The organism is Streptomyces sp. NPDC028331, from assembly GCF_055565775.1.
Genome location: NZ_JBVHTR010000041.1, coordinates 1 through 23828, shown reverse-complemented (window position 1 = coordinate 23828; position 23828 = coordinate 1). Strand labels below are relative to the sequence as shown.

Sequence of the window (23828 nt, the reverse complement as noted above, 5' to 3'; positions counted from 1 at the left end):
GGTAGCGCCCAGGACTGATCGACCCGGCACGCGGAACGCCGAATCGGCCGGGCCGGAGAGAAAAAGCGTGATCGCAGGACCGCTACGGCCGCGTTCTCAGCGACCCGGTCGGCGTACGCGAAGAGACTCCCGGCTCATACGAAGCGGAGAACTCACCGGAGGTGGATACGACGATCCGGTGGGGAAGCATCGCAGTGCGGGCGGTTTCCGCCTCAGCCCGGCGCGCGCCGACTACGCACACCGGCCCATGCCGACGACCACTTGCCGGGTCAGCGACAACAAAACGCGCTGGAGACGTGCGCCAGATCGATGTGGCGCCGCCGGGTCAGGTCCACGCGCGGGTTCATGGGACGGGAGTTCAGCAGACGGCCACCACGTTGGTCAATGCTTTCCCGGACAGGTCTTGCATTGCGGACACGCAGAACCTCTGCGCTTGTCGACGGCGCCGCTCGTACTGCTCGCCCACCGTCGCCGACAGCCGCACAGGATCCGCTGAGTCGAGGCGCGAGAAGGCACTCGGGCGTCCCAGCGGTGAGACGCCCCTCCGCCATGTGCGACCTTGACATTCGCGGGGGCGGACGACGCACGTTGAAAAGGAGATTCCTGACAGCCGGAGGCTTTGATGTACGTACTGGGCGCGGCACCGCGCGGTGCGTACACCGCTGCACGGCTCATCACCCGGCGGCATGTCGACTACCCCCGTACCTCCGCCGCCGTCTGTCCTTCCGTACACGCCTGACCCTGCCGGCCGTTCCGCCGGCTGTCTCGTCGTGGCCCTGTGGCCGCGCGTCCTCGTGTTTCCCGGAAGGAACCCCATTGACCGGCCCCGCCCTGCACCTCGCCGTCGAGATCGACGGCGACGGCGCCCACCCCGCGGCCTGGCGCCGCGCTGCCCACTCACCCGATCAGGCCGAAGGAGGATCCGGTCGTCACCGAGAACGACGGCTCTTTCGGCGCACGCCCGGCGCATCGCCGATCCGCGCGCCGTCGTGGCCGAGTGGCGGGCGAAGGCGGAGGCGCGCGGCTGGTCGCTGTGCGAGACCGTCATCGCGCTGGGTCCGCAGCGCGGGCACGTCGGCACTCCGTCCAGTCTTGCCGACAAGTTCGCCCACTTCGTGCGGCACGGTGCGCTCGACGGCTTCGACATCACGCCGTACCTCATCCCCGACGGCCTCGACGACATCGTCGACCTGCTCGTCCCGGAACTGCAGGAACGCGGGATCTACCGCACCGAGTACACCGGCACCACCCTGCGCGAGCACCTCGGCCTGCGCGAACCTCTCACGCACCGGCCCGCGCGGGACCGGCTGCAGGCGAGCTGAACACCGGGGCGGCCCCCTTCCACTGAGTATGAAGGCTGAGGACGGAGGACACATGACTGACAAGAAGCTGTCACACAGGGACCGGAATGCGGGTCCGCCCGGTGCCCGTTCTGACTGACATGACTGTTGGAGTAGCGCTCAACGCGTCCGACGCGCCGAACCAGGTCGACGCCACCGTGCAACCGGCCCAGGAGGCCGCAGGGTTTGGTGTCACGTCGGCCGCGGGTTCCTCGCGATCACCGGCCTGCACTGGCTCGACGACCGGCCCCAGCGCTACCCGGACGCACCCGGTGCGTGGCGCACCGGCCCCGACGGGGTCGTCGTAGACCTCGACGACGGCGAGGAACTGCTCGTCGACGGAACGCCGGTGCACGGTGAACACCGCTTCGGCTTGCTTCCCGAACGCGGTGGCGTCAACGCCGTCTGGGGGGACGCCGTCATCGAGGTCGCCCGGCGCGGCGGGCACGACATCGTGCGCCCGCGGCACCCGGACGCGCCGCTGCGCACGGCCTTCACCGGAACGCCCGCCTACGCCCCCGGCCCGCGTTGGGCGGTGACGGGCCGCTACAACCCTTTCGACACGCCACGACCGACCACCGTGGGCGCCGCGGTCGAAGGCCTTGAGCAGGTCTACGACGCTCCGGGCCGGGTCGAGTTCGAACTGGACGGGCGCCGGCTGTCACTCACCGCGTTCCCGGGACACGGCCCGGGTCGGCTGATGGTGCTGTTCACCGACGCGACCTCCGGGGTCACCACCTACGCCGCCAACCGCTCCCTGTCCCTGGAGCCACCCGCCGCCGACGGCACGGTCGTCCTGGACTTCAATCGCGCCGCGAACCTGCCGTGCGCCTACACGGATCTCGCCACCTGCCCGCTGGCCCCGGCCGAGAACCGGCTGCCGGTGGCGATCGAGGCCGGCCAGAAGATCCCCCGGGAACGCGGCGGCTCCTGAGCCGGACACACTTCCGCCCCCGAACTGCCCTGACAGGGCGTTCTATTGCGCCATTGACGTACGACAAGACCGCTCCGTACGATCACGAACGGCATTGAGTGTCAGCATCAAGCCCTGGCTCGCTGACCGGCAACCCTCCCGCGCGGTGGGGTGCTCCAGGTGAAAGCCCGGCGGGATCACCGACGATCTCCGCAAGCGCGTGGCCCCGTGACCGGGCCGGACATGTGGAGGACAGCTATGCGGCACGGTGGTGACCTCAGCGCCCGCTTCGCCGGCGCCACCGTGTTCTCCCGGCTCTCGCGTCGGCGCCACATCGACCTCAAGCGCTCGACCAGCTGTCTCTGTCCGGCCTGACGGGCCTTTTCGCCGCTGGTCGCAGTCCGACAGCAGTCCTCGCCGCGTCCGTCTGCGCCTGATCCCCGATTTCCCCAGATCCCCGTCTGCACAGCGTTCCCCCGGCGTCGGCATCGCACCGACCGGGGCCGCACGCCCACGCACGGCCGTGTCCCGTACCACCACCGTGCCTGGTGACACGAGTAGGAGAAGCCCTCCGTGATTGCACTTCCCCCTGTCAGAATCTCTCGGTGGGCGGCACTGACCGCCCTTGTGACCACCAGCGCTCTGCTCACCGCCTGCGGATCGGGCGGCGGCGAAGCGGGCAGCGGCACCGGGCAGCCCAAGTCCGGCGGCACCCTGACCTTCGCGGTAGGTTCGGACTCCGGCTGCGTGGATCCACAGCAGGTCGCCAGCAACGAGACCATCTACTCGGTGCGCCAGATCGTGGACTCCTTGACGGACCAGGACCCGAAGACCGGCAAGATCGTGCCGTGGCTGGCGAAGAGCTGGGACGTCAGCTCCGACGCCACGACGTTCACCTTCCATCTGCGCTCGGGCGTCACCTTCAGCGACGGCTCGAAGCTGACCGCGCAGGTGGTCAAGGACAACTTCGACGCGGTGCCGAAGCTCGGCGCCCTGGGCACTCTCGCCGAGGGCTACCTGAGCGGCGTCAAGAGCACCACGGTGGTCGACCCGCTCACCGTGAAGGTGACCTTCAGCCAGCCCAACGCCCAGTTCCTGCAGGCTACTTCGACGCACTCGCTCGGCATCGAGTCCTCGGCCAGCGCGAAGAGGACCCCACAGCAGAAGTGCAGTGAGGGCGTGATCGGTTCCGGGCCCTTCGTGCTGAAGCAGTACGTGCAGAACCAGTCGCTCACCCTCGCCAAGCGCACCGGATACGCCTGGGGTTCCTCGCTGTGGACCAAAAAGGGCGAGGCGTACCTGGACAAGCTGGTGTTCAAGGTCGTACCGGAGGCGGGTGTACGGGCGGGCAGTCTCCAGTCCGGTCAGGTGGACGCGATCAGCAGCGTCGGCAAGGCCAACGAGGCAGCGCTCAAGGGCGGTCAGGTCACCCTCCAGCGTCGGGCCAACCCCGGCGTCGTGTTCGGTCTGGGCCTCAACAACTCACGGCCTGTTCTCAAGGACGCCAAGGTGCGCCAGGCAATCCTCTACGCCATCGACCGGCAGCAGATCGCCGACACCGTGTTCCCGACCGGCACCCAGCCGGCGACCAGCGTCCTCGCGCACACCACGCCCGACTACGCCGCCCTCGCCTCCGGTCTGACCTTCGACGCGGCCAAGGCCAAGTCCCTTCTTAATGCGGCGGGTTGGAAGACCGGAAGCGACGGCATCCGCACCAAGGACGGCAAGAAGCTGAGCCTGACCATCAAGTGGTTCCCCAACGCGGCCACCAACCAGCCCGCTCTGGAGCTGATCCAGCAGCAGCTCAAGGCCGTCGGTGTCGACGTGGCCCTCAAGCAGCTCCAGGTCACGCAGTTCGCCCCGACACTCCAGTCGGGTGACTTCGACGCGGTATGGGGGAACGTGACCCGTGCCGACCCCGACATCCTGCGCAGCTCCTTCTCCACCAAACTGGCCAACTTCTACCACCTGCCCCCGAGCTCCCTCGACACGGCGCTGTCCGAGCAGGCCGCGACCATCAACACGGCCGAGCGCAAACAACTCGTCACCCAGGCACAGCAGTTGATCGTGCAGAACGCCTACTACGTGCCGGTCGTGGAGCTCCAGACCCAGCTGGGGGTGTCGAAGAAGGTGCACGCCCTGAACTTCGACGCCTCCAGCCGGCTCCAGCTGCACGACACCTGGATCGGCTAGCCCATGCGCCGCTATGTGATCAAACGGCTCGCGCAGGCGGTCGGCGTGCTGTGGGCGGCCTACACGGTCTCGTTCCTGGTGCTGGACTACCTGCCGGGCGACCCGGTCACGGCGATGGCCAGTGCCGGGATGGACTCGGGGCAGGTCGACCCGAAGCAGATCGCCGCCCTGCGGCACGAGTACGGCTTCGACAAGCCGGTGCCGGTGCAATACGCCGAGTACCTGGGGCGGGCGGTGCGCGGGGACTTCGGCGACTCGGTGTCCACCGGTCGTCCGGTCACCTCGACGCTGGCCGACGCGCTGCCGCAGACCCTGCAGTTGACTGGGGCGGCCCTGCTGCTCGCGGTGTTCCTCGGCGGCGGTCTGGCGGTGCTGGCGACCTACACCGCTCGGCGCTGGCTGCGGCAGCTGCTGCTGTCGCTGCCGCCGCTGGGGGTGTCCGTCCCGACGTTCTGGGTGGGGCTGCTGCTCGTCGAGACGTTCTCCTTCCGGCTGCGCTGGTTCCCCGCATTCGGCAACGACGGCCTGATGGGGCTGGTGCTGCCGGCCCTGACACTGGCGGTGCCGACCGGCGCGCAGATCGCCCAGGTGCTCGCCAAGAGCCTGCTCACCGCACTGGACCAGGCGTACGTGGAGACCGCGCGGGCCAAGGGCGCCGACCGGTGGCGAGTCCATCTGCGGCACGCCCTGCGCAACGCGTGCCTGCCGGCGCTGACGGTCGTCGGCCTGCTGGTGGGGCAGCTGATCGCCGGTTCGGTGGTCGTCGAGACGGTGTTCTCCCGCGACGGCCTCGGCCGCGTGACCGCAGCGGCGGTCACGGCCCAGGACATCCCACTGGTCCAAGGGGTGGTGGTGTTCGGGGCGCTGATCTTCGTGACGACAAACCTCGTCATCGACCTGGTCTATCCGCTCCTGGACCCACGGATCGTGGTGGCCTCAGACAGAAGGGCGAGCTTCGCATGAGCCAGAGCTTTGTCGACGACCCGGCTGAGGCGGCGCTGGGACTGGCCCTCCCGGTCGAGGCGGGGACCGAGCCTGATCCCGGGCGCCGCGTGGAGGTACGGCGGCTGCTGCGGTTCCTGATTCGCCGCCCGGGTCTGGTGCTGTCGGTCGTCGTTCTCGTGCTGGTGGTGCTGGCCTCGTTCTGGCCCGGCCTGTTCACCTCGCAGGATCCGCTGAAGGGCGTGCCGTCGCAGAACTTCCGCGGCCCGAGCGGCAGTCACTGGTTCGGCACCGACGAGTTGGGCCGCGATGTGTTCTCGCGGGTCGCCCATGGCGCCCAGCTGTCCCTCAAGGCCACGCTGATCGCGGTGCTGGTGGCGTTCGTGGTCGGCGGGCTGCTCGGGGTGGTCGCCGGGTTCGTGGGCCGCTGGGTGGACGACGTGCTGATGCGCTTCGTCGACGTGCTGCTGTCCATCCCCGCGCTGTTCATGTCCCTGGCCCTGGTCACCGCGCTGGGCTACGGCACGGTGAAGGTGGCGGTCGCGGTCGGCATCGCCAGTGTGGCCGCGTTCGCCCGGGTGGCACGCGCCGAGGTCCTGCGGGTACGCCAGGCGGTGTTCGTCGAGGCCTCCCGCGCAAGCGGGGCCCGCTGGTACTCGGTCCTGGGCAGGCATGTCCTGCCCAATGCCGCGGGCCCGGTGATCGTGCTGGCGACCCTCGACTTCGGCTCCTCCATCCTGGCCGTGTCGGCCCTGAGCTTCCTCGGCTACGGCGCTCCCCCGCCGGCCCCGGAGTGGGGCACGTTGATCTCCGACGGCCGCAACTACCTCGCCAACGCCTGGTGGCTGACCGCACTGCCCGGGCTGGCGATCGCCGCGACCGTGCTGGCCACCAACCGCATCGCACGGGCGCTGGACGGCGAATGGTTCCGGCAGCCATGACCGACGAACGGGAGAACGGAGAGGACGTGACCACACCACTGCTGGAGATACGCGGCCTGTCGGTGTCGTACCGCACCCGGGGCGGCACGGTCGAAGCCGTCCGGGGCGTCGACCTCGACGTGCGGCCTGGACAGGTGACGGCGCTGGTCGGCGAGTCCGGCTCCGGCAAAAGCACGACCGCGCACGCCATCACCCGGCTCCTGTCGTCGAACGGCCGTATCGACGCGGGCACGGTCCGCTTCGGCCGACATGACCTCGCCACTATGTCGGAGACGGAACTGCGCACCGTACGCGGAGCACGGATCGGACTGATCCCCCAGGACCCGACCGTCTCCCTCAACCCGGTCAAGCGGATCGGCGACCAGGTCGCCGAGGTGCTGCGCATCCATGGTCTGGCGACCCGCCGATCGGCTCCCGCCGAGGCGGTCGCCGTGCTGGACCGGGCCGGGCTGCCCGACGCGGCCGTACGGGCGCGGCAGTATCCGCACGAGCTGTCCGGCGGCATGCGGCAACGCGCCCTGATCGCCGTCGCCATCGCCGCCCGGCCCGAGCTGATCATCGCCGACGAGCCCACCAGCGCGCTCGACGTCACCGTCCAGCGGGTCATCCTCGACCATCTCCAGCGCCTCACCGAGGAGTCGGGTACCGCGGTCCTGCTCGTGACCCACGACCTGGGGGTCGCCGCCGACCGGGCACAGCGGCTGGTGGTGATGTCCCAGGGCAAGGTCGTCGAGGCGGGCCCCACCCGTGACATCCTGGCCGACCCGCAGGACGACTACACCCGGCACCTGCTGGCCAGTGCCCCGAGCCTGACCACCGCCCGGCCCCTCACCCCGGTCTCCATCCCCGAGGCGCAGACCGCACCCCTGCTCCAAGTGCGCAACCTGGTCAAGGAGTTCAGGCTGCCCCGCACCGGCGACGGGCCCCACACCCTGCGCGCCGTCGACGACGTCAGCCTCACCCTCCACCGGGGCCGGACCCTCGCCCTGGTCGGCGAGTCGGGCTCGGGCAAGTCCACCACCGCCCGCCTGGTGCTCCGCCTCGCCGACGCGACCGCCGGACAGATCCTGTTCGACGGCACCGACGTCACCACCGCCAAGGGAGCCCAGGCCAGGCGGTTGCGCCGCCGCGCCCAGCTCGTCTACCAGAACCCGTACGCCTCGCTCGACCCGCGCTTCTCCATCGGCGAGGTGATCACCGAGCCGCTGCGCGCCTTCAAGGTCGGCGACCGCGCCTCCCGGCTCACCCGGGCCCGCGAACTGCTCGACCGGGTGGCGCTTCCCTCCGCCACACTGGAGCGCCGGCCGGCGGAGCTGTCCGGCGGACAGCGGCAGCGCGTGGCGATCGCCCGCGCCCTCGCACTCTCGCCCGACCTGGTGGTCTGCGACGAGCCGGTCTCCGCCCTCGACGTGTCCGTGCAGGCCCAGGTCCTGGACCTGCTCGCCGAGTTGCAGGCCGACACGGGGGTGGCCTACCTCTTCATCTCGCACGACCTGGCCGTCGTACGGCAGATCGCGCACCAGGTCGCCGTCATGCGGGCCGGCCGCATCGTCGAGACAGGTCCGCCGGAGGAACTGTTCTCCCGCCCTCGCCACGAGTACACCCGCGAACTGCTTGCGGCGATCCCCGGCGGCCGTGTCCCCTCCCCCGCCCCCGAGACCACCACGAGCCGAGGACCAGCGTCATGAGCACTCCCACCATCACCTCGTTGGCCTTTCTCACCCCGGGCAACTTCGCCGACGACGACCCCTATACGGGCCTGGAGGAGACCCTCCAGCTGTTCGAATACGGCGAACGGCTCGGCTACGACGGGGCCTGGATCCGCCAGCGCCACCTCGAGCACGGCGTCGGATCCGCCGCGGTGTTCCTCGCCGCGGCCGGCCAGCGCACCGAGCGGGTCGAGCTGGGGACCGCGGTCATCCCCATCGGGTACGAGAGCCCGTTCCGCCTGGCCGAGGACCTCGCACTGGCCGACGTGCTCTCCCGCGGCCGCCTCCAGGTCGGCTTCAGCACCGGCATGCCGCACGCCGAACTGCTCGGCGACCTGGTGTACGACGGGGACTGGCGCGGCTTCGACCTGTCGTACGGCAGGATCGCCCGCCTCGTCGACAACCTGCGCGGCGACTACCTCGGCGGCCCGGACACGGTGATCCACTCGCCCGGGAACATCCAGCGGCCGCGGCTGCAGCCGCACAACCCCGGTCTGGTGGAGCGGATCTGGTATGGCGGAGGCAGCCTGCGCTCAGTCCGCTGGGCCGCCGGGAACGGTCTCAACCTGCTGTCCGGCAACATCGTCTCCAGCGAGGACACCGACGACTTCACCACCGCCCAGCTGAACCTGGTCTCCGAGTACCGGCGCACCTTGGGCGACGCCCGGCCTGCGGCGCGGGTGGCGCTCGGGCGGGTGATCGTGCCGTTCGACAGCGCCGACGCGGCCACCCGGGCCCGTTACCGGGACTACGCGGCCGGTCGGCACGAGCGCACCCTGAAGCCGCAGACACTGGCGGCGCTGGGCCCGAAGCGGTTCCTGTTCGCCCCGGACGTGACTGGCACCGCGGAACAGATCCTGGAACAGCTCGTCGCCGATCCCGTCCTCGCGCAGGTGTCGGAGCTGCGCCTGGAGCTGCCGTATGAGTTCCATCGCGAAGAGTACGAACAGATCCTGCACGACGTACGGCACCTGATCGCCCCCGAGCTGGGCTGGCGCGCCGCTTCTCCGGCGGTTCAGGAGGCAGGCCGGTGAGTCCTGTTCCAGAGCGCCCGGTCCGGCTGGAGGTGCACGCCCGCGAACCGGTCTCAGCGAGCTGGGCCGGGTCGCCGTTGACGTCGGCTGACTACCCATGCCTCAGCTGGGCGTTCGGTGCTTCGGGAGCGGGCGAGACCGAGGGCTGCTCTTCGGGACGACCGTAGGGTCAGGACTTGGTGCTGCCCAGAGCGAACCGTGGCCGCGGATGTGAACGGTTTGGTGCGCGGCGTGACGCAGGGCCTGAGGAGTCGAAGCCATCTGGTCGTGGTTGCCGGAGCCGCGCTGGGTTGGGACGACGGGCAGCGGGCGGAGCCTGCAACGCCCCGCACCGTGCCGAGGGTTGACGCGGTCGGGCCTTATCTGAGCCCGGACGGGGGCATCGCGCATCCCGTGTCCGTGTTCACGCGTCGAGTGTCTTCTTCAGTGCGGCCAGTCCCTCGGTGTAGATGCCGTGGAACAGGGCGATCGCTTCTTCTTCGCTTGTCCCTGCCGGTGTGAAGGTGCCGGACCACTCGACTCGGGACTGGGAGTCGGCCACCTCGTGCACGGTGAGGGTGGAGCGGTAGCCGATGACGGGGAAGGGGGCCTGCAGGATGGAGTAGGTGTAGCTGCGGGCGTCGTTGTCGAACTTCTCGAGGCGTTCGACGATGACGCCGCCCTCGTCGTTGGCGAGACTGCGGACGCGGCCGCCCTCGCCGAGCTCGCTCTTGGGGATGTAGGGCAGCCAGTCGGGCAGGGAGTCGAAGCCGCCGATCAGCTGCCAGACGCGCTCGGCGGGCACGGGAATGTCGATGGTTGCGGTCGTAGTTGCCACGGTCGTCTCCTTGAAGCGTGGGTGCAGGTCAGGCGCTGGGTACGGGGGCGTCCTGAGCGATCAGTCCTTCCGTGCGCAGAGCCGTCCAGAAGGCCGCCGGGATTTCCCCGCCGAGCGCGGCGACGTCCTCGGCGATGCGGCTCGGCCGGGACGCGCCGGGGATGGCCGCGGCGACCGCGGGGTGAGCAAGGGAGAACTGCAGTGCTGCGGCCTTGATGCCGACGCCGTACTGCTCTGCGAGGGCCTTGATGCGCTCCACCTTTGCGATGACCTGGGCCGGGGCCTTCTGGTACTCGAAGTGCTGTCCGCCGGCCAGGACGCCGGAGCTGTACGGCCCGCCGACGACGATGTCGACGCTTTGATCCTTCGCGGCCGGCAACAGCCGCTGCAGGGCGCGCTCGTGATCCAGCAGCGTGTAGCGGCCGGCGAGGAGGAACGCGTCCGGCTTCGGCTCGTCGAGGTCCAGCGTCAGCTCCAGGGGCTCGACCCGGTTGACACCGAGACCCCAGGCCTTGATGACGCCGTCGTCGCGCAGCCTCTGCAGAACCCGGAACGCGCCGGTGCGGGCCGTCTCGTAGGCGGCGAGCCACTCGTCGCCGTAGAAGTCCTGTGCAACGTCGTGTACCCACACGATGTCGAGGCGGTCTGTCTTCAGCCGCTCGAGGCTGTCCTCGATGGAGCGCAGCGTGGCGTCGGCCGAGTAGTCGTTGACGATCTTGTTGGGGCGTCCGTGTTCGAACAGTCCGCCCTTCTCGCCGAGGTCGCGGGCGGACGGATCCTCGATCTCGTCGAGGATGACGCGGCCGACCTTGGTGCTCAGGACGAACTCGTCGCGGGGGCGGTCTGCCAGCGCTTCTCCAAGCCGGATCTCGGCCAGGCCCGCGCCGTAGAAGGGCGCGGTGTCGAAGTAGCGGATGCCGTTGTTCCAGGCAGCGTCCACGGTGGCCGCGGCCTCCTCGTCGGGTATGGCCCGGAACATGTTGCCCAGCGGTGCGGTGCCGAAGCCCAGGCGGCCGGGCAGGAAGGACTTGAGGGGCATGGTGAAGATCCTTCTGTAGGAGCAGCGACGGATGTGTTCTTCGCGCCTTTTGCGCGCTCCGTCGGCCTGACGCGTTCGAGGCTAGGAACTAGACTTGAGACTGTCCAAGACTTACTTGGACACACTTGAGTCCTTCGAGGTCTTACATGCTTGACTTGCGGCAACTCCGCTACTTCGTCGCCGTCGCCGAGACCGAACACGTCGGCCAGGCCGCCGAGCGGCTGCACATCTCCCAGTCACCGCTCAGCCGGCAGATCGCGCAGCTCGAGAAGAACCTGGGTCTCACCCTGTTCGAACGCGGCCAGCAAAGAATCCGGCTCACCCGGGACGGCCAGGTCTTCCTGGCCGAAGCCCGCGCACTGTTGCGGCACGCGGACCGCTTGGAGAACCTGGGCCGCCGACTGGGCCGTGGAGAAGAGGGCGGCCTGTGCATCGGCTACGTTGCCGACGCCATGCACACCGGCATCCTGCCCGGCGCACTTCGCGCCCTGCACAGCGAACGCCCCGGCGTCCACATCGCTCTGTACAACCTTCCACCGGCCGAGCAGTTCGAAGGCCTGCGGCAGCGCAGCCTCGACATCGCCCTCGTCCATGAACCTCCCAGCGCGGACGACCCCGACCTGCTGGCCGCCCCCCTGCTCGAGGACCCGCTGCTGCTCGCCCTGCCCGCGGGGCATCCACTCGCCGACCAGGAAGAGGTGACCCCCGGGGACCTCGACGGTCAGCCGTGGATCGCAGTCGAGAACGCCCAGGACCCCGCCTGGCGGGACACGTTCGTCGCCGCCTGCACGGCAGCCGGCTTCACGCCCGACATCCGCCTCGACGCCGCCGAGCCACTGACCGCGCTCGGTCTGGTCGCCTCCGGGCTCGGACTCGCACTCGTGCAGAAGAGCATGGTCCGCGCCACCGCCGAGGACGTCGCGGTGCGCGAGCTTCCCTGGCACCACACGTGCGTCCAGCTGTGGGCCGCATGGCACCAGGTCGACCTGCGGCCCCTGGTGGCATCCTTCCGCGCCACCGTCCTCGGCACCACCGGCACCAACCGGATCACTGCGCAGCAGTGATCGCCCCGGCCTCGACAGGCGCGGACTTCCGGCCGCGACAACGGTGAGGAACAGCCACCCCGATACGGGAGCCGAGGGCGCAGGCGGACGACACCACCCAGGTGCCCGATGCCGGCCCCGGCCGGCTGCCGCGCTTGCCGTCCCCCTGCGAGACGCTGCCGACCTGCCCCGTTCTGTCGGCAAGGCGAGCACCGCGAAGAGCCGAGGGCGGGCACGCGCGATTCGGGGCGGGAATAGGGAATAACTTGCTGGCGCTTTCTATAGGCGACAGCGGTTTATTTCAGCGGTGGCCTACCCTGAATTCTCCCGCCGCGCACAGAAGGAGGCCTCACCCAGATGACCGCCACGGACCCGGCACTCACCGCCCTCGCCCAAGGCTGGTGCGCCCTCTCCCTGCTCCACGGGAGGATCGAGGCCCACATCGAACGCGCCCTGCAGGCCAAGCACGACCTGAGTGTGCGCGAGTACTCACTGCTCGACGTCCTCAGCCGCCAGCACGACGGGGAGGGCGGACACCTGCAGATGAAGCAGGTCGCCGACGCCGTCGTCCTCAGCCAGAGCGCCACCACCCGCCTGGTCACCCGCCTCGAGGACCGCGGACTGCTGTCCCGCTATCTGTGCCCCACCGACCGGCGCGGCATCTACACCGACGTCACCGCGGCCGGCCTCAAGCTCCTGGCGGAGGCGCGGCCGACCAACGATGCCGCGCTGCGCGAGGCGCTCGACCAAGCGGCCAAGTCTCCCGAACTGGTTCCGCTGGTGGAGGTCATGCAGTCGACGCGCCCGGTGGCCGAACGCTAGGGGGTGTCTCCATGCCGGGCTCGCGGTGCCCGGTGCCTGATCCGGCCTGATCGATGAGACACCCCTAGGAAGTGCCGTCCAGACCTTCCAGGAAGCGCTCCAACTGCGCGCGGATTTCTTCAAGGGGAACGCTCGAAGGCGGTCCTCCCGTGCCGTCGAGCCGGGGCAGGCTGAGCACGATCGTGCCATCGGGCCGGCGTTCGAGTGCATAGCCCTGGCCCGGCGGGACCGTCCGCTGCTCGGGGCGCTGCCGTGTCTGGCGCGCCTGGAGCCACGCGGTGAGGGATTGCAGCACGGCGGAGGTGAGGGTGACCACGGCGACGACGGTGCCCAGGTCTCCGTGCGTGCGGCCGTCGTCCGCGCGGGGCGGCAGCTTGCGGATGCTGTCGGGCGGGAGCGCCTCGGAGAGTTCGAGGAACTCGACGAGCCAGAGCCCTTCTACCTCGATGGCCGGGCCCACGGCCGGGGACTGGCTGTCGGACGGGGAGACGGTGGGAGGCATGCGCGGCCTTTCCGTTAAGCATGCCTGCGTGCATGGCAGGCGCTGTCAGAGAGGGCAGAGCAACCGGGCAGCGGTTCGGGGCACCGGAGGCGGATAGCCGTGCGTGTCCCAGCGGGCGTCCAGTTGCTCGAGGGTCCGTTCCAGGTCGAGTTCCCTGGCGGTGAACTCTTCGGCCACCCGCTCACGATCGGTGTGGAGGCCGGTCGCGAGGCCGAGGAGAGCCAGGGAGTTGAGCAGCGTGACGTCGCCGAGCAAGGGGAACAGACCCTGATCCGCCATCAGCCGGGCACATCGCTCGCGGAGTTCCGGCTCGGCGGGCCACAGAGCCGTCTCGCGGTACAGAAGGTCCGTGACCTCGTCGGTGTGCCGCATGATGTGGTCCAACAACTGCTTCAGGCCCGACGTGTGGTCGACCACGGCGTCCGTGAAGGCCGACAGCCGCTTTCCGGCGGTCACCAGCTCCTCACGTTCCTCATGCAGTTCGAGCATCTTCTGCCGCAGTTCGTCGGACGCACGCCGGTTCATGGTGCAGGAGACCACTCGGCCCTGCACGGTGACGAACGCACCCCGGCACATCAGGTCCTGCCCCGTCATGGCCGTGGTGAGGATGATCTCCAGCCGTGCCTGGTACGTACCGGGCGCGGGGTGAGACGTGAGGTCGGAGGCGTCCGCGTGGTACAGGAGTTCCTCACGCCATACGACCTCCGCGCCTGTGCCCCAGCCGAGGACCCGCAGGGTCACCGGAACGGAGGAGACGGTGAGGTGGGACCTGCGGTTCCAGACGCGCAGCAGCAGCCTCTTCATGGTGTGCGTGATGTTCTCGCCCAGCAGCTCGCGCCGGGCGTCCTCGTCCTGGGCTCGCACGGTCTCGAGGAAGAGGGGGATCGGGCGGTTGGAGCTGTCGCGATCGGTGAGGATGCCCCGGCCTGGTTGCGGTATCCCGCTCTGCACGAACTGCAGGACCGAGTCCTCGAACGTCGTCACGTCGTCGGCGGTGACCCGTTCGATGTCGGCGAGCCTGCGCGCCAGGTGGTCCTTGATGCGATTGGCGCTCACGACCGGCTCAGGGTGGGGCGGTGCGAGCAGCAGAGCCACGAGCCCGGGGTCCTCGTAGAAGTAGCTGCGAAGGTAGGTGAGCACGAGATCGGTCTCGGTGGCGAGCCGGGCGTCCTGCCGGCTCAGCTGCCACCAGATGCTCTTGACGGCAAGGTAACCGGGCAGATATCCGCGGGCCCTCGAACTCAGCGGCTGAGCCAGAAGACTGGCTTTCGACGCCAGACCGTCCGGACTGAGCCTGGTCTTGCGCAGGACATCACCGGCCGCCGCGAGCGTGGCGAACGGCTCGATGACCAGGTTTCCGGATATCAGTGCGGTCACGCCCTTGAAGTAGAAGGCCAGGTCCTTGGCGAGGTGGCTGCCGACCCGGCTGTTGAGCCGGGGTACCGCGTCGTGCTCCGCGAAGAGGGCCAGTCCCTCGGCGAGCGGCCTCAGCAGCCGGACGGTGACGTGGAGCCGTACGACGTCGTCGAGGATCAGCCAGGGGGTGACGTCCCTCTCCTCGTCGGACAGCGGGGCGCCGTCGCGTCCCCGTCCGCCCTGCTCCTCCACCACCGCGCCCAACGCCTCCCCCACGGCGTCGAGCTCTGGGGAATGATCGCGCTCCGGTGTGGCGACACGGCGCAGCAGGTACACCTGAGCGTTGCTCTCAGCCCGGGCGGCGAGGGCGAAAAGGGCGTTGCCCACGATGGAGTTGAAACACCAGTGGTGAGTCGACTCGTGGACGTACGCAGCCACATGGCGTGCCCCGCCGGGCAGTTCGCCCAGCCAAGGCCGAGGGTCGTCCCGGTCCTCTGTGGTGAGCATCGTGGCGTTGCTGATGAGATCCGTCCACGCACCGCTGTCCATCGAGCAATGGCGACTCGTGTACATCGGGCGAGCGTCCCATGGACGCACGGCGCGTGGGGAGGGCGCATGGGCGCATTCACGCAGGGTCGGGGCGGACGCGCATGGTGCTCATGGCAGCCCCGGTGTCACCATGACGGAGGCCACCGGGTCGGGGGCTTCGGGGGGTGTCCGTGGAACTGCTGTTCATCGGCTTCGTCGTCTTCTGTGTCTGGGCGTACGTCAGCGACAAGCAGGAGAAGAAACGGAAGAGGGAGGCGGCCGAGGCGGAAGCCGCTCGGGTGGCGCGCTTCGGCGATCCGGCTCAGGTCGGTGGCGAACTCGCGTGGATGACGCGGCAGGGCGATCGGCAGCGGATACGCGAAGTCGTCGCGTACCTGCCGGCCTGGCCGGTACGGGATCTGCTGCTCAACACGGCCGAGTGGCTGGCGGTGCTGATCGACAACGCCGGGGTGGCGGAGGCGGCGGGCGTGCAGAAGGACATCACGGACCGAGTGCGGGCGACCGTGGAAGCGGCGATCGCGGAACTCAGCGCGCTGGCGGTCAAACAGGTTTCGCTCGTACGGCTCTTCGGCCCTGACTGGCAGGCGCTGGATGCGGAGATCCGAAGGCGGCTGGAAGCACAGACAGGGCAGCTGGGCCTGGTCTGTTCCGCGGCGTCCTCCTTGCGCGACAGTCTGGGTGTCGCCGTGATGGAACAGCGTGTGAACGGCGGCGGTGTGCCGGCGGTGGAGCAGGATCTGCACGCCTTGGCCGATGCGATACGCCAGCTGTCCCAGAGCAACGACCAGCGATTTTGAGGGGGGAGCAAGGGAAATGGCGGACGAGAAACGCGATCTCCCGGCGCGGGTGGAGGAGCTGCTGGGAGTCGCCGAGCGTCTGGTGCACTTCCTTCAGGCGGCGAATCGCGGTGATCGGCACGATCCGTCACAGGCACGCGGCGCGGTCGCCCAACTGGACGACATGCAACGCGAGCTGAAGGGGCGGCTCATCGAGGCCACGTTCGAACGCAATCGACTCACCAGACGCATCGCCGGAGCGTCGGCGTCCGAGCGGGAACTACGGCGCCTCGTGGCGCCCTTCGCCAGGGTGAGCGACACCGTGGCCGACCTGCCACCGGGGGCCGTAGACGCTCTCCGCAGAGCTCGCCGACTGCGCGCGGACATGGCAGCGTGGGAGGCCGGGGTGAAGGAGGCGGAAGAAGTCATCCGGGTGTGCCGGGCTTTCGAGGCCCTGCTCCAGGAAGCACGCGCGGATCTGCAGCGCACCCTGGACTCCGTCGAACGACGTCTCCGCGCCGCCGAGACCAAGTTCGCCCTGGCCCGCCTCGCCGACCGGCTCGGCATCATGGAGCGCACGGTCCGGGATGCCCTCACCGCGCATGAGGACATCGGGGCCCGGGCCGACACCGCGCACGAGACAGCCCTGGACCAGGAGGAGCTGAGGATCCGGGAACTGTACCGGCTCAGTGCAGACGCCGAGGTGGAGGAGGACCTCCGGCGGCTCCGCGAGGATCCGCCGTGATCCCGCGGGCCGGATCCGGGATCCGCACCGCGCCGCTCTGCTCGGCGGGGCCTGGGTGGCGTCTTGTCCATCATGTGTCGAGCAGATGAGTGTGCTGGCCACGGTGATGGCGGGGAGGTAGCGGCTGGGCTTGCAAGGTGCATCCGTGGCGGGGATCCTGTGCCGGAGGCGGCGCGGGACCCTTGCCTCAGGCAGCGGCCTCAGCCGGCGCCCTCGCATCAGCCGCCGGCCGTCAGGGTGTAGCGGACGGTCTGGGCCCGGATGAGCCCGTCTCGGAAGACGAACGTGTCGACGCCGTCGTCCACACGGCGCCCGCTCGGGCTGGCTGCCGACCATTCGAGGAACATCACGTCGCCGGCGAACTGCGGCTTCAGCTCCCAGGTGGCGTCCGGGAGGTCTGCCAGCAGCTCGGCGATTGCCTGCTTGACTCCCTCACGGCCGTGCAGAACGCCGGACGGTGTGATGAACACGGCGTCCTCGGCGTAGTTGGCGGCGACGTGGTCAAGGTCTCCCGTACCCAGTCGTGCGCCGTGATCGGCGAACACTTCCTGCGGACTGCGGCGGTTGGCCGTGGGAGGTGTGGTCATGGTGAGCTCCTTCTCACAGGACCGGCGACATCGGCCCTGTTCCAGTAGGGGTGACTGAGCGACATCGCAACGCCGGAAGGCTGCCGGCGATACCGCATCGCCCGCAGCGCACCCGGGTCGGGTCAGTGCTCTGCGAGCGACAGAACGATCTTTCCGCGGGTGTGACCGCTCTGGCTGATCCGCCAGGCTTCCGCTGCGTCGCGGAGGGGCAGGACATGGTCAAGGTGGACGGCCAGTCGGCCGTCGTCGGCCAAGTCGGCCAGCGCTTGGAGGTCGGTCCGGTCCGGCCGGACCCAGACGTAGTGCCCGCCCTTGGCAGCGGCTCCCGGGTCGACGATGGAGGCCAGTCTGCCCGGCTCACCGAGAAGCTCGAGCGAGACGTCCACCGCGCCACCTCCGGCGAAGTCCACGACGGCGTCGATCCCCTGCGCGGCCTGCTCACGAACGCGGTCGGCGAGGCCGGCCCCGTAGGTCACAGGGACGGCCCCCAGGGCGCGGACGAAATCGTGGTTGCGCTCACTCGCCGTCGCGATGACCCGCGCTCCGAGTGCGGCGGCGATCTGGACACCGAACGAGCCGACACCCCCGGCCGCACCGTGCATGAGAACCGTCTCGTGCGCCTGGAGGCCGATGCGCTGGATGGCCTGGTAGGCGGTCAGTCCCGCGAGGGGGACGCCCGCCGCCTCCTCCCAGGTGAGCGCGGCAGGCTTGCGGGCCAGCAGGCGCACGTGCGCAGAGACCAGTTCGGCATAGGCGCCGAACTGAGCCGAGTCCTTGCGAATGTAACCGAAGACCTCGTCCCCTGGGGCGAACTCGCTGACGTCGAAGCCCACTTGCTCAACGACGCCGGCGACATCCCAGCCGGGGATCAGCGGGAAGCCGGTCTCCATGACGGCGTCGAGCCGTCCTTCGGCGAGCTTCCAGTCCACCGGGTTGACCCCGGCCGCCTTCACCCGCACGAGGACTTCGCCGGGCGCCACCTTCGGGTCCGGCAGGTCTGTCCACCGCAGGTCCTCAGGACGACCGTACCGGCGCAGTGCCATGGCTTTCATGAACGGACGCGCTCCTTTCAGGCGGCGGCAACTCGGATGGGCAGCGACTGCAGGGCCCGGACCAGCGGCTCGAGCCTGACGTCCTGGGCCGTCTCCGCAAGTGCTGCGCGCAGAGCGGTGTCGTGGGCAGGGCGGGCCGCCTGAAGGAGCTCCAGACCGGCGTCGGTGACGTCGGTGTAGATCCCCCGGCGGTCGGTGGGGCACAGATAGCGGGACAGCAGTCCGCGGTCCTCGAGGCGGGTGACCAGGCGGGTGGTGGCGCTCTGGCTGAGGGCGACGCTGTCGGCGACCTGCTTCATCTGCAGGTGTCCACCGACTCCGTCGTGCTGGCGGCTGAGGACGTCGAGCAGCGAGTACTCCCGGGCGCTCAGCCCGTGTCCGGTCTGCAGAGCCCTATCGAGATGAGCCTCGATCTTGCCGTGAAGCAGAGAAAGAGCGCACCAGCCCTGGGCCAGGGTGCAGAGCGCTGGGTCGGTGACGGTCACAGGAGTCCCCTTCGTCGGGCGGGCCAGGCCCGCACCATCAATACTTGCACGCGACGGCAGATGCAATGTGCGTCAATCTATGTTTGCATATATACCGCGTCTGCAATTATTGTGGCCGAACGTAAGCGTCTCACGCAATCGCTTGGAAGGTATCTCCCCCCATGCCTCTCGCGCTCCTGGCCCTGGCCATCGGGGCCTTCGGGATCGGCACCACCGAATTCGTGATCATGGGCGTCCTGCCCCAGGTCGCAGACGACTTCGGGGTCACCATCCCGACGGCCGGCTGGCTGGTCTCCGGCTACGCGCTCGGCGTCGTCATCGGCGCCCCGCTGCTCACCGTGCTGGGCACCAAGGTGTCCCGCAAGAAGATGCTCATGTTCCTCATGGGCCTGTTCGTCGTGGGCAATGCCCTCTCGGCCTTCGCGCCCGGCTTCAGCGTCATGCTGATCGGCCGGATCATCGCCTCGCTCGCCCACGGCGCGTTCTTCGGCATCGGCTCCGTGGTCGCCGCCGACCTGGTGGCCCCCGAGAAGAAGGCCTCCGCCATCTCCCTGATGTTCATGGGCCTGACCGTCGCCAACATCGTCGGCGTCCCCGGCGGCACCTACATCGGGCAGGCCCTCGGCTGGCGTGTCACCTTCGCCGTCGTCGCCGCCCTCGGCATCATCGGCTTCCTCGGCGTGGCCAAGCTCGTCCCCGAGATGGGCAAGCCCGAGACCGACAACGTACGCAACGAGTTCGCCGCCTTCCGCAACGTGCAGGTCTGGCTCGCCATGGCGATGACCGTCCTCGGCTACGGCGGTGTGTTCGCCGCGATCACGTACATCACCCCGATGATGACCGAGGTCGCCGGCTACTCCGAGGGCGCCGTCACCTGGCTGCTGGTGCTGTTCGGGGCCGGCATGTTCCTCGGCAACCTGCTGGGAGGCAAGTTCGCCGACCGCGCCCTGATGCCCATGCTCTTCACCACGCTCGGTGCCCTGGCGCTGGCCCTGCTGCTGTTCACGGCGACCGCCCACGAAAAGGTCCTCGCAGCGATCACCCTCACCCTGATCGGTGCGCTCGGCTTCGCGACCGTGCCGCCCCTGCAGAAGTGGGTCCTCGACCAGGCCTCGGCCGCCCCGACCCTCGCCTCCGCCGCCAACATCGGCGCCTTCAACCTCGGCAACGCCCTCGCCGCCTGGCTCGGCGGCGTGGTGATCGCAGCCGGCCTCGGCTACACCTCGCCGAACTGGGTCGGCGCCCTGCTCTCCGGCACCGCCCTGCTGCTGTCCTTCCTCGCCGCGTTCCTCGACCGCCGCAGGCGCCGGGCCTCCGGCAACGTCGCGGCCGGCTCCGCGCAGGTACAGCAGAGCGGCGTCCTCCTCGAGCACTGACCCCCAGGGCCGCGCCCGGCCCGAACAAACCCGCACACCACCGACCAAGGAGGCAACCCGCCATGAGCACCCCCACGGCCACCTCTGCAGCCCCGCTGAGCACCCAGGACGCCGAAGTCCTGATCACGGCCGCCCGTCGCGCCGCCGAGGCGGCCGGGGTCACCATCAGCGTCACCGTTCTCGACGCGGGCGGCCACCTTCTCGCCTTCCGGCGCGACGACCGCGCCGTGCTGATCTCCGGCGAGACCAGCACCCGCAAGGCCTACACCGCCCTGCAGCTGAACGCCCCGACCGCCGACCTCGTCGACCTGGTCAAGCCCGACGGCCCGTTCCACAGCCTGCCCACCGCCCTCGACCGGCCGCTCCTGTTCATCGCAGGCGGCCTTCCGATCCACCGCGACGGCCGCCTCATCGGCGCCGTCGGCGTCGGCGGCGGCAGCCCCGAACAGGACCACGCCTTCGCCACCACGGCACTGAACACCCTCGCCTGAGGACGTCTCGCTGTCAGCGCCCCCTGCAGCACGCCGGGCACCGGCCCGGCCGGCAACGCAGGCGCAGCAGCCCAGGGCGTGCCCCCGGCCCGCGAGACCCCGGCCAACGGGCACCGCAGGCCAAAGGGCCCACCCTGTTCGCACCGCCCATCACCACGCAAGGAGTCTGCGCGTATGAACGCCTCCGTCCCCACCGTCACGCTCAACAACGGCGTCGAGATCCCCCAGCTCGGCTTCGGTGTCTTCCAGGTCCCCGACGCGGAGACGACCGCCGCCGTCACAGCCACCCTGGAGGCCGGCTACCGCTCCATCGACACCGCCGCGATCTACGGCAATGAATCCGGTGTCGGCAAGGCCCTCGCCGGCTCCGGCATCGCCCGTGACGACCTGTTCATCACCACCAAGCTGTGGAACGCCGACCAGGGCTACGACGCCACGCTGAAGGCCTTCGACGCCAGCCTCGCCAAGCTGGGGCTGGACTACGTCGACCTCTACCTCATCCACTGGCCCACACCGGCCCGCGACCTGTACCTGGAGTCGTGGAAGGCCCTCGAGAAGCTGGCTGCCGACGGCCGGATCAGGGCCGCGGGCGTCTCCAACTTCCAGCCGGCGCATCTGAAGCGTCTGCTGGACGACGCCGACCTGGTGCCGGCCGTCAACCAGATCGAGCTGCACCCGGCCCTGCAGCAGAACGAGTTGCGCGCCGTGCACGCCGACCTCGGCATCGCCACGGAGGCGTGGAGTCCGCTGGCGCAGGGTGCCGTCCTGGGCGACGACGCGATCACCACCATCGCCGCGCAGCACGGCAAGTCGCCCGCGCAGGTCGTCCTGCGCTGGCACCTGCAGCTCGGCAACATCGTCATCCCCAAGTCGGTCACCCCGGCCCGCATCCGGGAGAACATCGACGTCTTCGACTTCGCCCTGTCGGAGCAGGAGATGGCCGCGATCGCCGCGCTCGACCGCGGTCTGCGCACCGGCCCGGACCCCGACACCTTCAACTGAGGTCCAGCTCTCGGCTTACGGCCGTCCCGGACACCCGTCCCCCTCGGCCCGGCGCGGGCGGACCATCCCTTCCCGCCCGCGCCGGCGTCCTCTCCCCCGTTCTTCCCCGCGCCCGCCTTCCTCCGCTCCCCTGCCTCCGCTCGCCAGAAACGCCCACCTCTGCCGGCCAGAAAGGTGCCTCCCCTGTGTCCGACGCCCCGCACACCGCCCTGGACCGCCTCGTCAACCCGGACGGTCGCCTCACCCTCGGCCTCGAGCTCCCGCTGGACAACGACTGGGGCACCACCCGACTGCGCGCCGACCGCATGGCCGGCCGCCCCTTCGGCGTTCCCGACCTCACCGAGCACGCCCGGCTGGCCCGCCTCGCCGACGACCTCGGCTTCGCCGCACTGTGGGTACGGGATGTGCCCCTGTACGACCCGCAGCAGTTCGGCGACGCCGGATCCGTCTTCGAGACCTTCACCCACCTCGGCCACCTCGCCGCCGTCACCCGACGGGCCGTGCTCGGAACCGCCGCGGTGGTCCTGCCGTTGCGCCGGCCGCTGCTCGTCGCCAAGGCGGCGGCCACCGTGGATGTGCTCTCCGGCGGCCGGTTCGTCCTCGGCCTGGCCAGCGGGGACCGGCCGGTCGAGTACCCCCTGTTCGGCGAGGACTTCCAGGCCCGCGGCGCCACCTTCCGCCAAAGCGTCGACATACTCCGCACCGCCTGGACCACTCACCCACCTGAGCAGGGCATGAGCCTGCCCGCATGGGGCCTGCACGGCGACCGTGGCCTGGACGTCCTGCCCAAGCCCACCGGTGCCACCATCCCGCTGGCCATCGCCGGACACGCCCAGCAGTCCACCGAATGGATCGCGCAGAACGCCGATGCCTCCCTCAACTACCCGCGCCCGCTCGGCGCGCTGCGGCTGAAGATCCGCGAATGGCAGCAGCTGACCGCGGACGGCCCCAAGCCGTACCTGACGCCCATGCAGTTGGACCTCACCGCGAACCCGGACACCCCGGCCACGGCGATCCGCCTCGGCCTGCGCACCGGTCGCCGCGCCCTCGTCGACCATCTGACGAAGATGAGCGAACTCGGCGTCGCCCACGTGTCCTTCAACCTCCGGCCTGGCGACCGCCCCGTCGACGAGGTCCTCCACGAGCTCGCCCAGGAAGTCCTCCCCCATTTCCCCACCATCGCGCCCGCCGCAGCGGACAGCCGCAGCACGGCAACGGCGTGACGAACGCAGCAGCGGTGTGCCCCGACCGGTCCCCCGGGCCACCCGCTGCGCACACGCCTCGTATGCCGGTTGTTCACTCGCCCCACGCAGCGTCCACGATCGCAGGTGAGGACGGAGGTGCGGCGGGTGAGCAACTGACGGTCCGGTCCGACAGTTCATGTCCCGGCACCAGGGCGTCCAGGCTGGGCCCGGTTCCCTTGATCCACCTATCTGGTGTCCTCGGGCCTGTATCCGGAACGCGGATCCGGCTCGGACTCGTCACGCTGCGTCGAAGTCCGACCGGGGCCGTACCTCCACGATGAAGTCCGGCTCCTCGGTGCTGTCCTCCTCGTCGTGCCAGAGGAAGACCCGCACGTGCATCGCGTGGTGGAGGCCGATGCTCTCCCACTCGGTCATCAGGTCGCCGACGATCCGGCCGATGGCCAACTTGGCTCCCTCGGCCGAGTCGGGTGCGGTGATCGCTCCATGCCAACGCTCGGCGTCGCCGTAGGGGCGCCATCCCTCGGAGCCGTGCGGCTCGAACACTCGGTACACCCAGTCCGTCTCGGTGCCCATACACCGATCCTGTCACGACCCAGTACCCTGCGCAGCAGCCGATCCATGATCTTGGATGGCAAGCTCCACGCGCGATCTTTCCGTTCCGTTCGCTCGCCGCTCACCATTCGCCCGGCCCGAAGGGTTACGCCTGGGGTCCGGTCTCGTCCATGCGAGCGACGCTACCGGCGGGCCCGGCTCCGGCCGACGGCGTTCGGGCAAGAAGAAAGGGGCAGCGGCCGTTGGACGGCGGGTGCCCCTTTAAGAGGTCCTAACAAAGGCGTTGGACGTGACGGTGGGTGATGAGGCAGGTGGCGAGGCCGAGGAATGCTTCGTGGATGTCGTCGCGTCGCTCCC

The 23828-nt window shown here is 69.7% G+C and carries 23 protein-coding genes, 2 pseudogenes and 1 riboswitch; of the genes and pseudogenes, 17 read left to right on the top strand and 8 right to left on the bottom strand.

Annotated features, from left to right (window positions below; genetic code table 11):
- Positions 1–989: 989 nt before the first annotated feature.
- From ACZ4SW_RS36055 to ACZ4SW_RS36015, 9 genes and pseudogenes are all read left to right on the top strand, one after another.
- Positions 990–1322: a hypothetical protein gene (locus ACZ4SW_RS36055; RefSeq protein WP_468253305.1), complete on the top strand. Its 333-nt coding sequence runs from the start codon at positions 990–992 to the stop codon at positions 1320–1322.
- 119 nt (positions 1323–1441) lie between these two features.
- A pseudogene (locus ACZ4SW_RS36050) lies at positions 1442–1543 on the top strand (LLM class F420-dependent oxidoreductase); the annotation flags it as partial.
- A gap of 2 nt (positions 1544–1545) precedes the next feature.
- Positions 1546–2274, top strand: a pseudogene (locus ACZ4SW_RS36045) (DUF1684 domain-containing protein); the annotation flags it as partial.
- Positions 2275–2364: 90 nt separating this feature from the next.
- Positions 2365–2478: riboswitch (SAM riboswitch) on the top strand.
- 18 nt (positions 2479–2496) lie between these two features.
- On the top strand, positions 2497–2628 hold the full coding sequence (locus ACZ4SW_RS36040; protein WP_468253304.1) for a putative leader peptide: 132 nt from the start codon (positions 2497–2499) through the stop codon (positions 2626–2628).
- 198 nt (positions 2629–2826) lie between these two features.
- A complete protein-coding gene (locus ACZ4SW_RS36035) occupies positions 2827–4446 on the top strand; it encodes an ABC transporter substrate-binding protein (protein ID WP_468253303.1) in 1620 nt (539 codons plus the stop codon).
- A 3-nt stretch (positions 4447–4449) separates the two neighbouring features.
- Positions 4450–5409 (top strand): ABC transporter permease, encoded by a 960-nt coding sequence (locus tag ACZ4SW_RS36030; RefSeq protein ID WP_468253302.1) that lies wholly within the window; start codon positions 4450–4452, stop codon positions 5407–5409.
- Positions 5406–6329 carry an ABC transporter permease gene (locus ACZ4SW_RS36025; protein WP_468253301.1) on the top strand — a complete coding sequence of 308 codons (924 nt, stop codon included), beginning with the start codon at positions 5406–5408 and terminating at the stop codon, positions 6327–6329. Before ACZ4SW_RS36030 ends, ACZ4SW_RS36025 begins: the two co-directional genes overlap by 4 nt.
- On the top strand, positions 6326–8017 hold the full coding sequence (locus tag ACZ4SW_RS36020) for a dipeptide ABC transporter ATP-binding protein (protein ID WP_468253300.1): 1692 nt from the start codon (positions 6326–6328) through the stop codon (positions 8015–8017). The genes ACZ4SW_RS36025 and ACZ4SW_RS36020 overlap by 4 nt, the downstream gene beginning before the upstream one ends.
- Entirely contained in the window at positions 8014–9072 is a 1059-nt protein-coding gene (locus tag ACZ4SW_RS36015) for an LLM class flavin-dependent oxidoreductase (RefSeq protein WP_468253299.1), read from the top strand. The genes ACZ4SW_RS36020 and ACZ4SW_RS36015 overlap by 4 nt, the downstream gene beginning before the upstream one ends.
- A gap of 403 nt (positions 9073–9475) precedes the next feature.
- Here ACZ4SW_RS36015 and ACZ4SW_RS36010 read toward each other — a convergent pair whose 3' ends face one another.
- The gene (locus tag ACZ4SW_RS36010) at positions 9476–9889 is read right to left on the bottom strand and encodes an SRPBCC family protein (RefSeq protein ID WP_468253298.1); all 414 of its coding nucleotides are present in this window, start codon (positions 9887–9889) and stop codon (positions 9476–9478) included.
- Between the two features lie 28 nt (positions 9890–9917).
- Positions 9918–10928, bottom strand: coding sequence for an aldo/keto reductase (locus ACZ4SW_RS36005; protein ID WP_468253297.1), 1011 nt, complete (start codon positions 10926–10928; stop codon positions 9918–9920).
- A gap of 146 nt (positions 10929–11074) precedes the next feature.
- On the opposite strand from ACZ4SW_RS36005, the gene ACZ4SW_RS36000 reads away from it, so the two are divergent.
- Together ACZ4SW_RS36000 and ACZ4SW_RS35995 are read left to right on the top strand one after the other, a co-directional pair.
- The gene (locus ACZ4SW_RS36000) at positions 11075–11992 is read left to right on the top strand and encodes a LysR substrate-binding domain-containing protein (RefSeq protein WP_468253296.1); all 918 of its coding nucleotides are present in this window, start codon (positions 11075–11077) and stop codon (positions 11990–11992) included.
- Positions 11993–12328: 336 nt separating this feature from the next.
- Positions 12329–12793 carry a MarR family winged helix-turn-helix transcriptional regulator gene (locus ACZ4SW_RS35995; RefSeq protein ID WP_468253295.1) on the top strand — a complete coding sequence of 155 codons (465 nt, stop codon included), beginning with the start codon at positions 12329–12331 and terminating at the stop codon, positions 12791–12793.
- Between the two features lie 64 nt (positions 12794–12857).
- Here ACZ4SW_RS35995 and ACZ4SW_RS35990 read toward each other — a convergent pair whose 3' ends face one another.
- Together ACZ4SW_RS35990 and ACZ4SW_RS35985 are read right to left on the bottom strand one after the other, a co-directional pair.
- Positions 12858–13295: a hypothetical protein gene (locus ACZ4SW_RS35990; RefSeq protein ID WP_468253294.1), complete on the bottom strand. Its 438-nt coding sequence runs from the start codon at positions 13293–13295 to the stop codon at positions 12858–12860.
- A 45-nt stretch (positions 13296–13340) separates the two neighbouring features.
- Positions 13341–15200 (bottom strand): hypothetical protein, encoded by a 1860-nt coding sequence (locus tag ACZ4SW_RS35985; protein ID WP_468253293.1) that lies wholly within the window; start codon positions 15198–15200, stop codon positions 13341–13343.
- A 170-nt stretch (positions 15201–15370) separates the two neighbouring features.
- Between ACZ4SW_RS35985 and ACZ4SW_RS35980 the strand changes: the two genes are divergently transcribed.
- A complete protein-coding gene (locus ACZ4SW_RS35980) occupies positions 15371–15997 on the top strand; it encodes a hypothetical protein (RefSeq protein WP_468253292.1) in 627 nt (208 codons plus the stop codon).
- A 16-nt stretch (positions 15998–16013) separates the two neighbouring features.
- On the top strand, positions 16014–16721 hold the full coding sequence (locus tag ACZ4SW_RS35975; RefSeq protein ID WP_468253291.1) for a hypothetical protein: 708 nt from the start codon (positions 16014–16016) through the stop codon (positions 16719–16721).
- 218 nt (positions 16722–16939) lie between these two features.
- Here ACZ4SW_RS35975 and ACZ4SW_RS35970 read toward each other — a convergent pair whose 3' ends face one another.
- The 3 genes from ACZ4SW_RS35970 to ACZ4SW_RS35960 form a co-directional block, all read right to left on the bottom strand.
- The gene (locus ACZ4SW_RS35970) at positions 16940–17308 is read right to left on the bottom strand and encodes a nuclear transport factor 2 family protein (RefSeq protein WP_468253290.1); all 369 of its coding nucleotides are present in this window, start codon (positions 17306–17308) and stop codon (positions 16940–16942) included.
- A gap of 122 nt (positions 17309–17430) precedes the next feature.
- The gene (locus ACZ4SW_RS35965; RefSeq protein WP_468253289.1) at positions 17431–18360 is read right to left on the bottom strand and encodes an NADP-dependent oxidoreductase; all 930 of its coding nucleotides are present in this window, start codon (positions 18358–18360) and stop codon (positions 17431–17433) included.
- Positions 18361–18377: 17 nt separating this feature from the next.
- Complete coding sequence (locus ACZ4SW_RS35960) at positions 18378–18845, bottom strand: MarR family winged helix-turn-helix transcriptional regulator (RefSeq protein ID WP_468253288.1); 468 nt, start codon at positions 18843–18845, stop codon at positions 18378–18380.
- A gap of 161 nt (positions 18846–19006) precedes the next feature.
- On the opposite strand from ACZ4SW_RS35960, the gene ACZ4SW_RS35955 reads away from it, so the two are divergent.
- From ACZ4SW_RS35955 to ACZ4SW_RS35940, 4 genes are all read left to right on the top strand, one after another.
- Positions 19007–20221, top strand: a complete 1215-nt coding sequence (locus ACZ4SW_RS35955; protein WP_468253287.1) for an MFS transporter — start codon at positions 19007–19009, stop codon at positions 20219–20221.
- A 62-nt stretch (positions 20222–20283) separates the two neighbouring features.
- On the top strand, positions 20284–20712 hold the full coding sequence (locus ACZ4SW_RS35950; protein WP_468253286.1) for a GlcG/HbpS family heme-binding protein: 429 nt from the start codon (positions 20284–20286) through the stop codon (positions 20710–20712).
- Positions 20713–20886: 174 nt separating this feature from the next.
- Positions 20887–21714 (top strand): aldo/keto reductase, encoded by an 828-nt coding sequence (locus ACZ4SW_RS35945; protein WP_468253285.1) that lies wholly within the window; start codon positions 20887–20889, stop codon positions 21712–21714.
- Positions 21715–21899: 185 nt separating this feature from the next.
- Positions 21900–22937, top strand: coding sequence for an LLM class oxidoreductase (locus ACZ4SW_RS35940; RefSeq protein WP_468253284.1), 1038 nt, complete (start codon positions 21900–21902; stop codon positions 22935–22937).
- A 258-nt stretch (positions 22938–23195) separates the two neighbouring features.
- On the opposite strand, the gene ACZ4SW_RS35935 is transcribed toward ACZ4SW_RS35940, so the two are convergent.
- Entirely contained in the window at positions 23196–23492 is a 297-nt protein-coding gene (locus ACZ4SW_RS35935) for a hypothetical protein (protein ID WP_468253283.1), read from the bottom strand.
- Positions 23493–23828: the final 336 nt, after the last annotated feature.

What these genes read in the sequence shown, in the direction of transcription:
- ACZ4SW_RS36040 (WP_468253304.1), top strand. Translation starts at nt 2,497, where the DNA reads ATGTGGAGGACAGCTATGCGGCACGGTGGTGACCTCAGCGCCCGCTTC.
- ACZ4SW_RS36030 (WP_468253302.1), top strand. Translation starts at nt 4,450, where the DNA reads ATGCGCCGCTATGTGATCAAACGGCTCGCGCAGGCGGTCGGCGTGCTG.
- ACZ4SW_RS36025 (WP_468253301.1), top strand. Translation starts at nt 5,406, where the DNA reads ATGAGCCAGAGCTTTGTCGACGACCCGGCTGAGGCGGCGCTGGGACTG.
- ACZ4SW_RS36020 (WP_468253300.1), top strand. Translation starts at nt 6,326, where the DNA reads ATGACCGACGAACGGGAGAACGGAGAGGACGTGACCACACCACTGCTG.
- ACZ4SW_RS36015 (WP_468253299.1), top strand. Translation starts at nt 8,014, where the DNA reads ATGAGCACTCCCACCATCACCTCGTTGGCCTTTCTCACCCCGGGCAAC.
- ACZ4SW_RS36005 (WP_468253297.1), bottom strand. Translation starts at nt 10,928, where the DNA reads ATGCCCCTCAAGTCCTTCCTGCCCGGCCGCCTGGGCTTCGGCACCGCA.
- ACZ4SW_RS36000 (WP_468253296.1), top strand. Translation starts at nt 11,075, where the DNA reads ATGCTTGACTTGCGGCAACTCCGCTACTTCGTCGCCGTCGCCGAGACC.
- ACZ4SW_RS35995 (WP_468253295.1), top strand. Translation starts at nt 12,329, where the DNA reads ATGACCGCCACGGACCCGGCACTCACCGCCCTCGCCCAAGGCTGGTGC.
- ACZ4SW_RS35990 (WP_468253294.1), bottom strand. Translation starts at nt 13,295, where the DNA reads ATGCCTCCCACCGTCTCCCCGTCCGACAGCCAGTCCCCGGCCGTGGGC.
- ACZ4SW_RS35985 (WP_468253293.1), bottom strand. Translation starts at nt 15,200, where the DNA reads ATGGACAGCGGTGCGTGGACGGATCTCATCAGCAACGCCACGATGCTC.
- ACZ4SW_RS35975 (WP_468253291.1), top strand. Translation starts at nt 16,014, where the DNA reads ATGGCGGACGAGAAACGCGATCTCCCGGCGCGGGTGGAGGAGCTGCTG.
- ACZ4SW_RS35970 (WP_468253290.1), bottom strand. Translation starts at nt 17,308, where the DNA reads ATGACCACACCTCCCACGGCCAACCGCCGCAGTCCGCAGGAAGTGTTC.
- ACZ4SW_RS35965 (WP_468253289.1), bottom strand. Translation starts at nt 18,360, where the DNA reads ATGAAAGCCATGGCACTGCGCCGGTACGGTCGTCCTGAGGACCTGCGG.
- ACZ4SW_RS35955 (WP_468253287.1), top strand. Translation starts at nt 19,007, where the DNA reads ATGCCTCTCGCGCTCCTGGCCCTGGCCATCGGGGCCTTCGGGATCGGC.
- ACZ4SW_RS35950 (WP_468253286.1), top strand. Translation starts at nt 20,284, where the DNA reads ATGAGCACCCCCACGGCCACCTCTGCAGCCCCGCTGAGCACCCAGGAC.
- ACZ4SW_RS35945 (WP_468253285.1), top strand. Translation starts at nt 20,887, where the DNA reads ATGAACGCCTCCGTCCCCACCGTCACGCTCAACAACGGCGTCGAGATC.
- ACZ4SW_RS35935 (WP_468253283.1), bottom strand. Translation starts at nt 23,492, where the DNA reads ATGGGCACCGAGACGGACTGGGTGTACCGAGTGTTCGAGCCGCACGGC.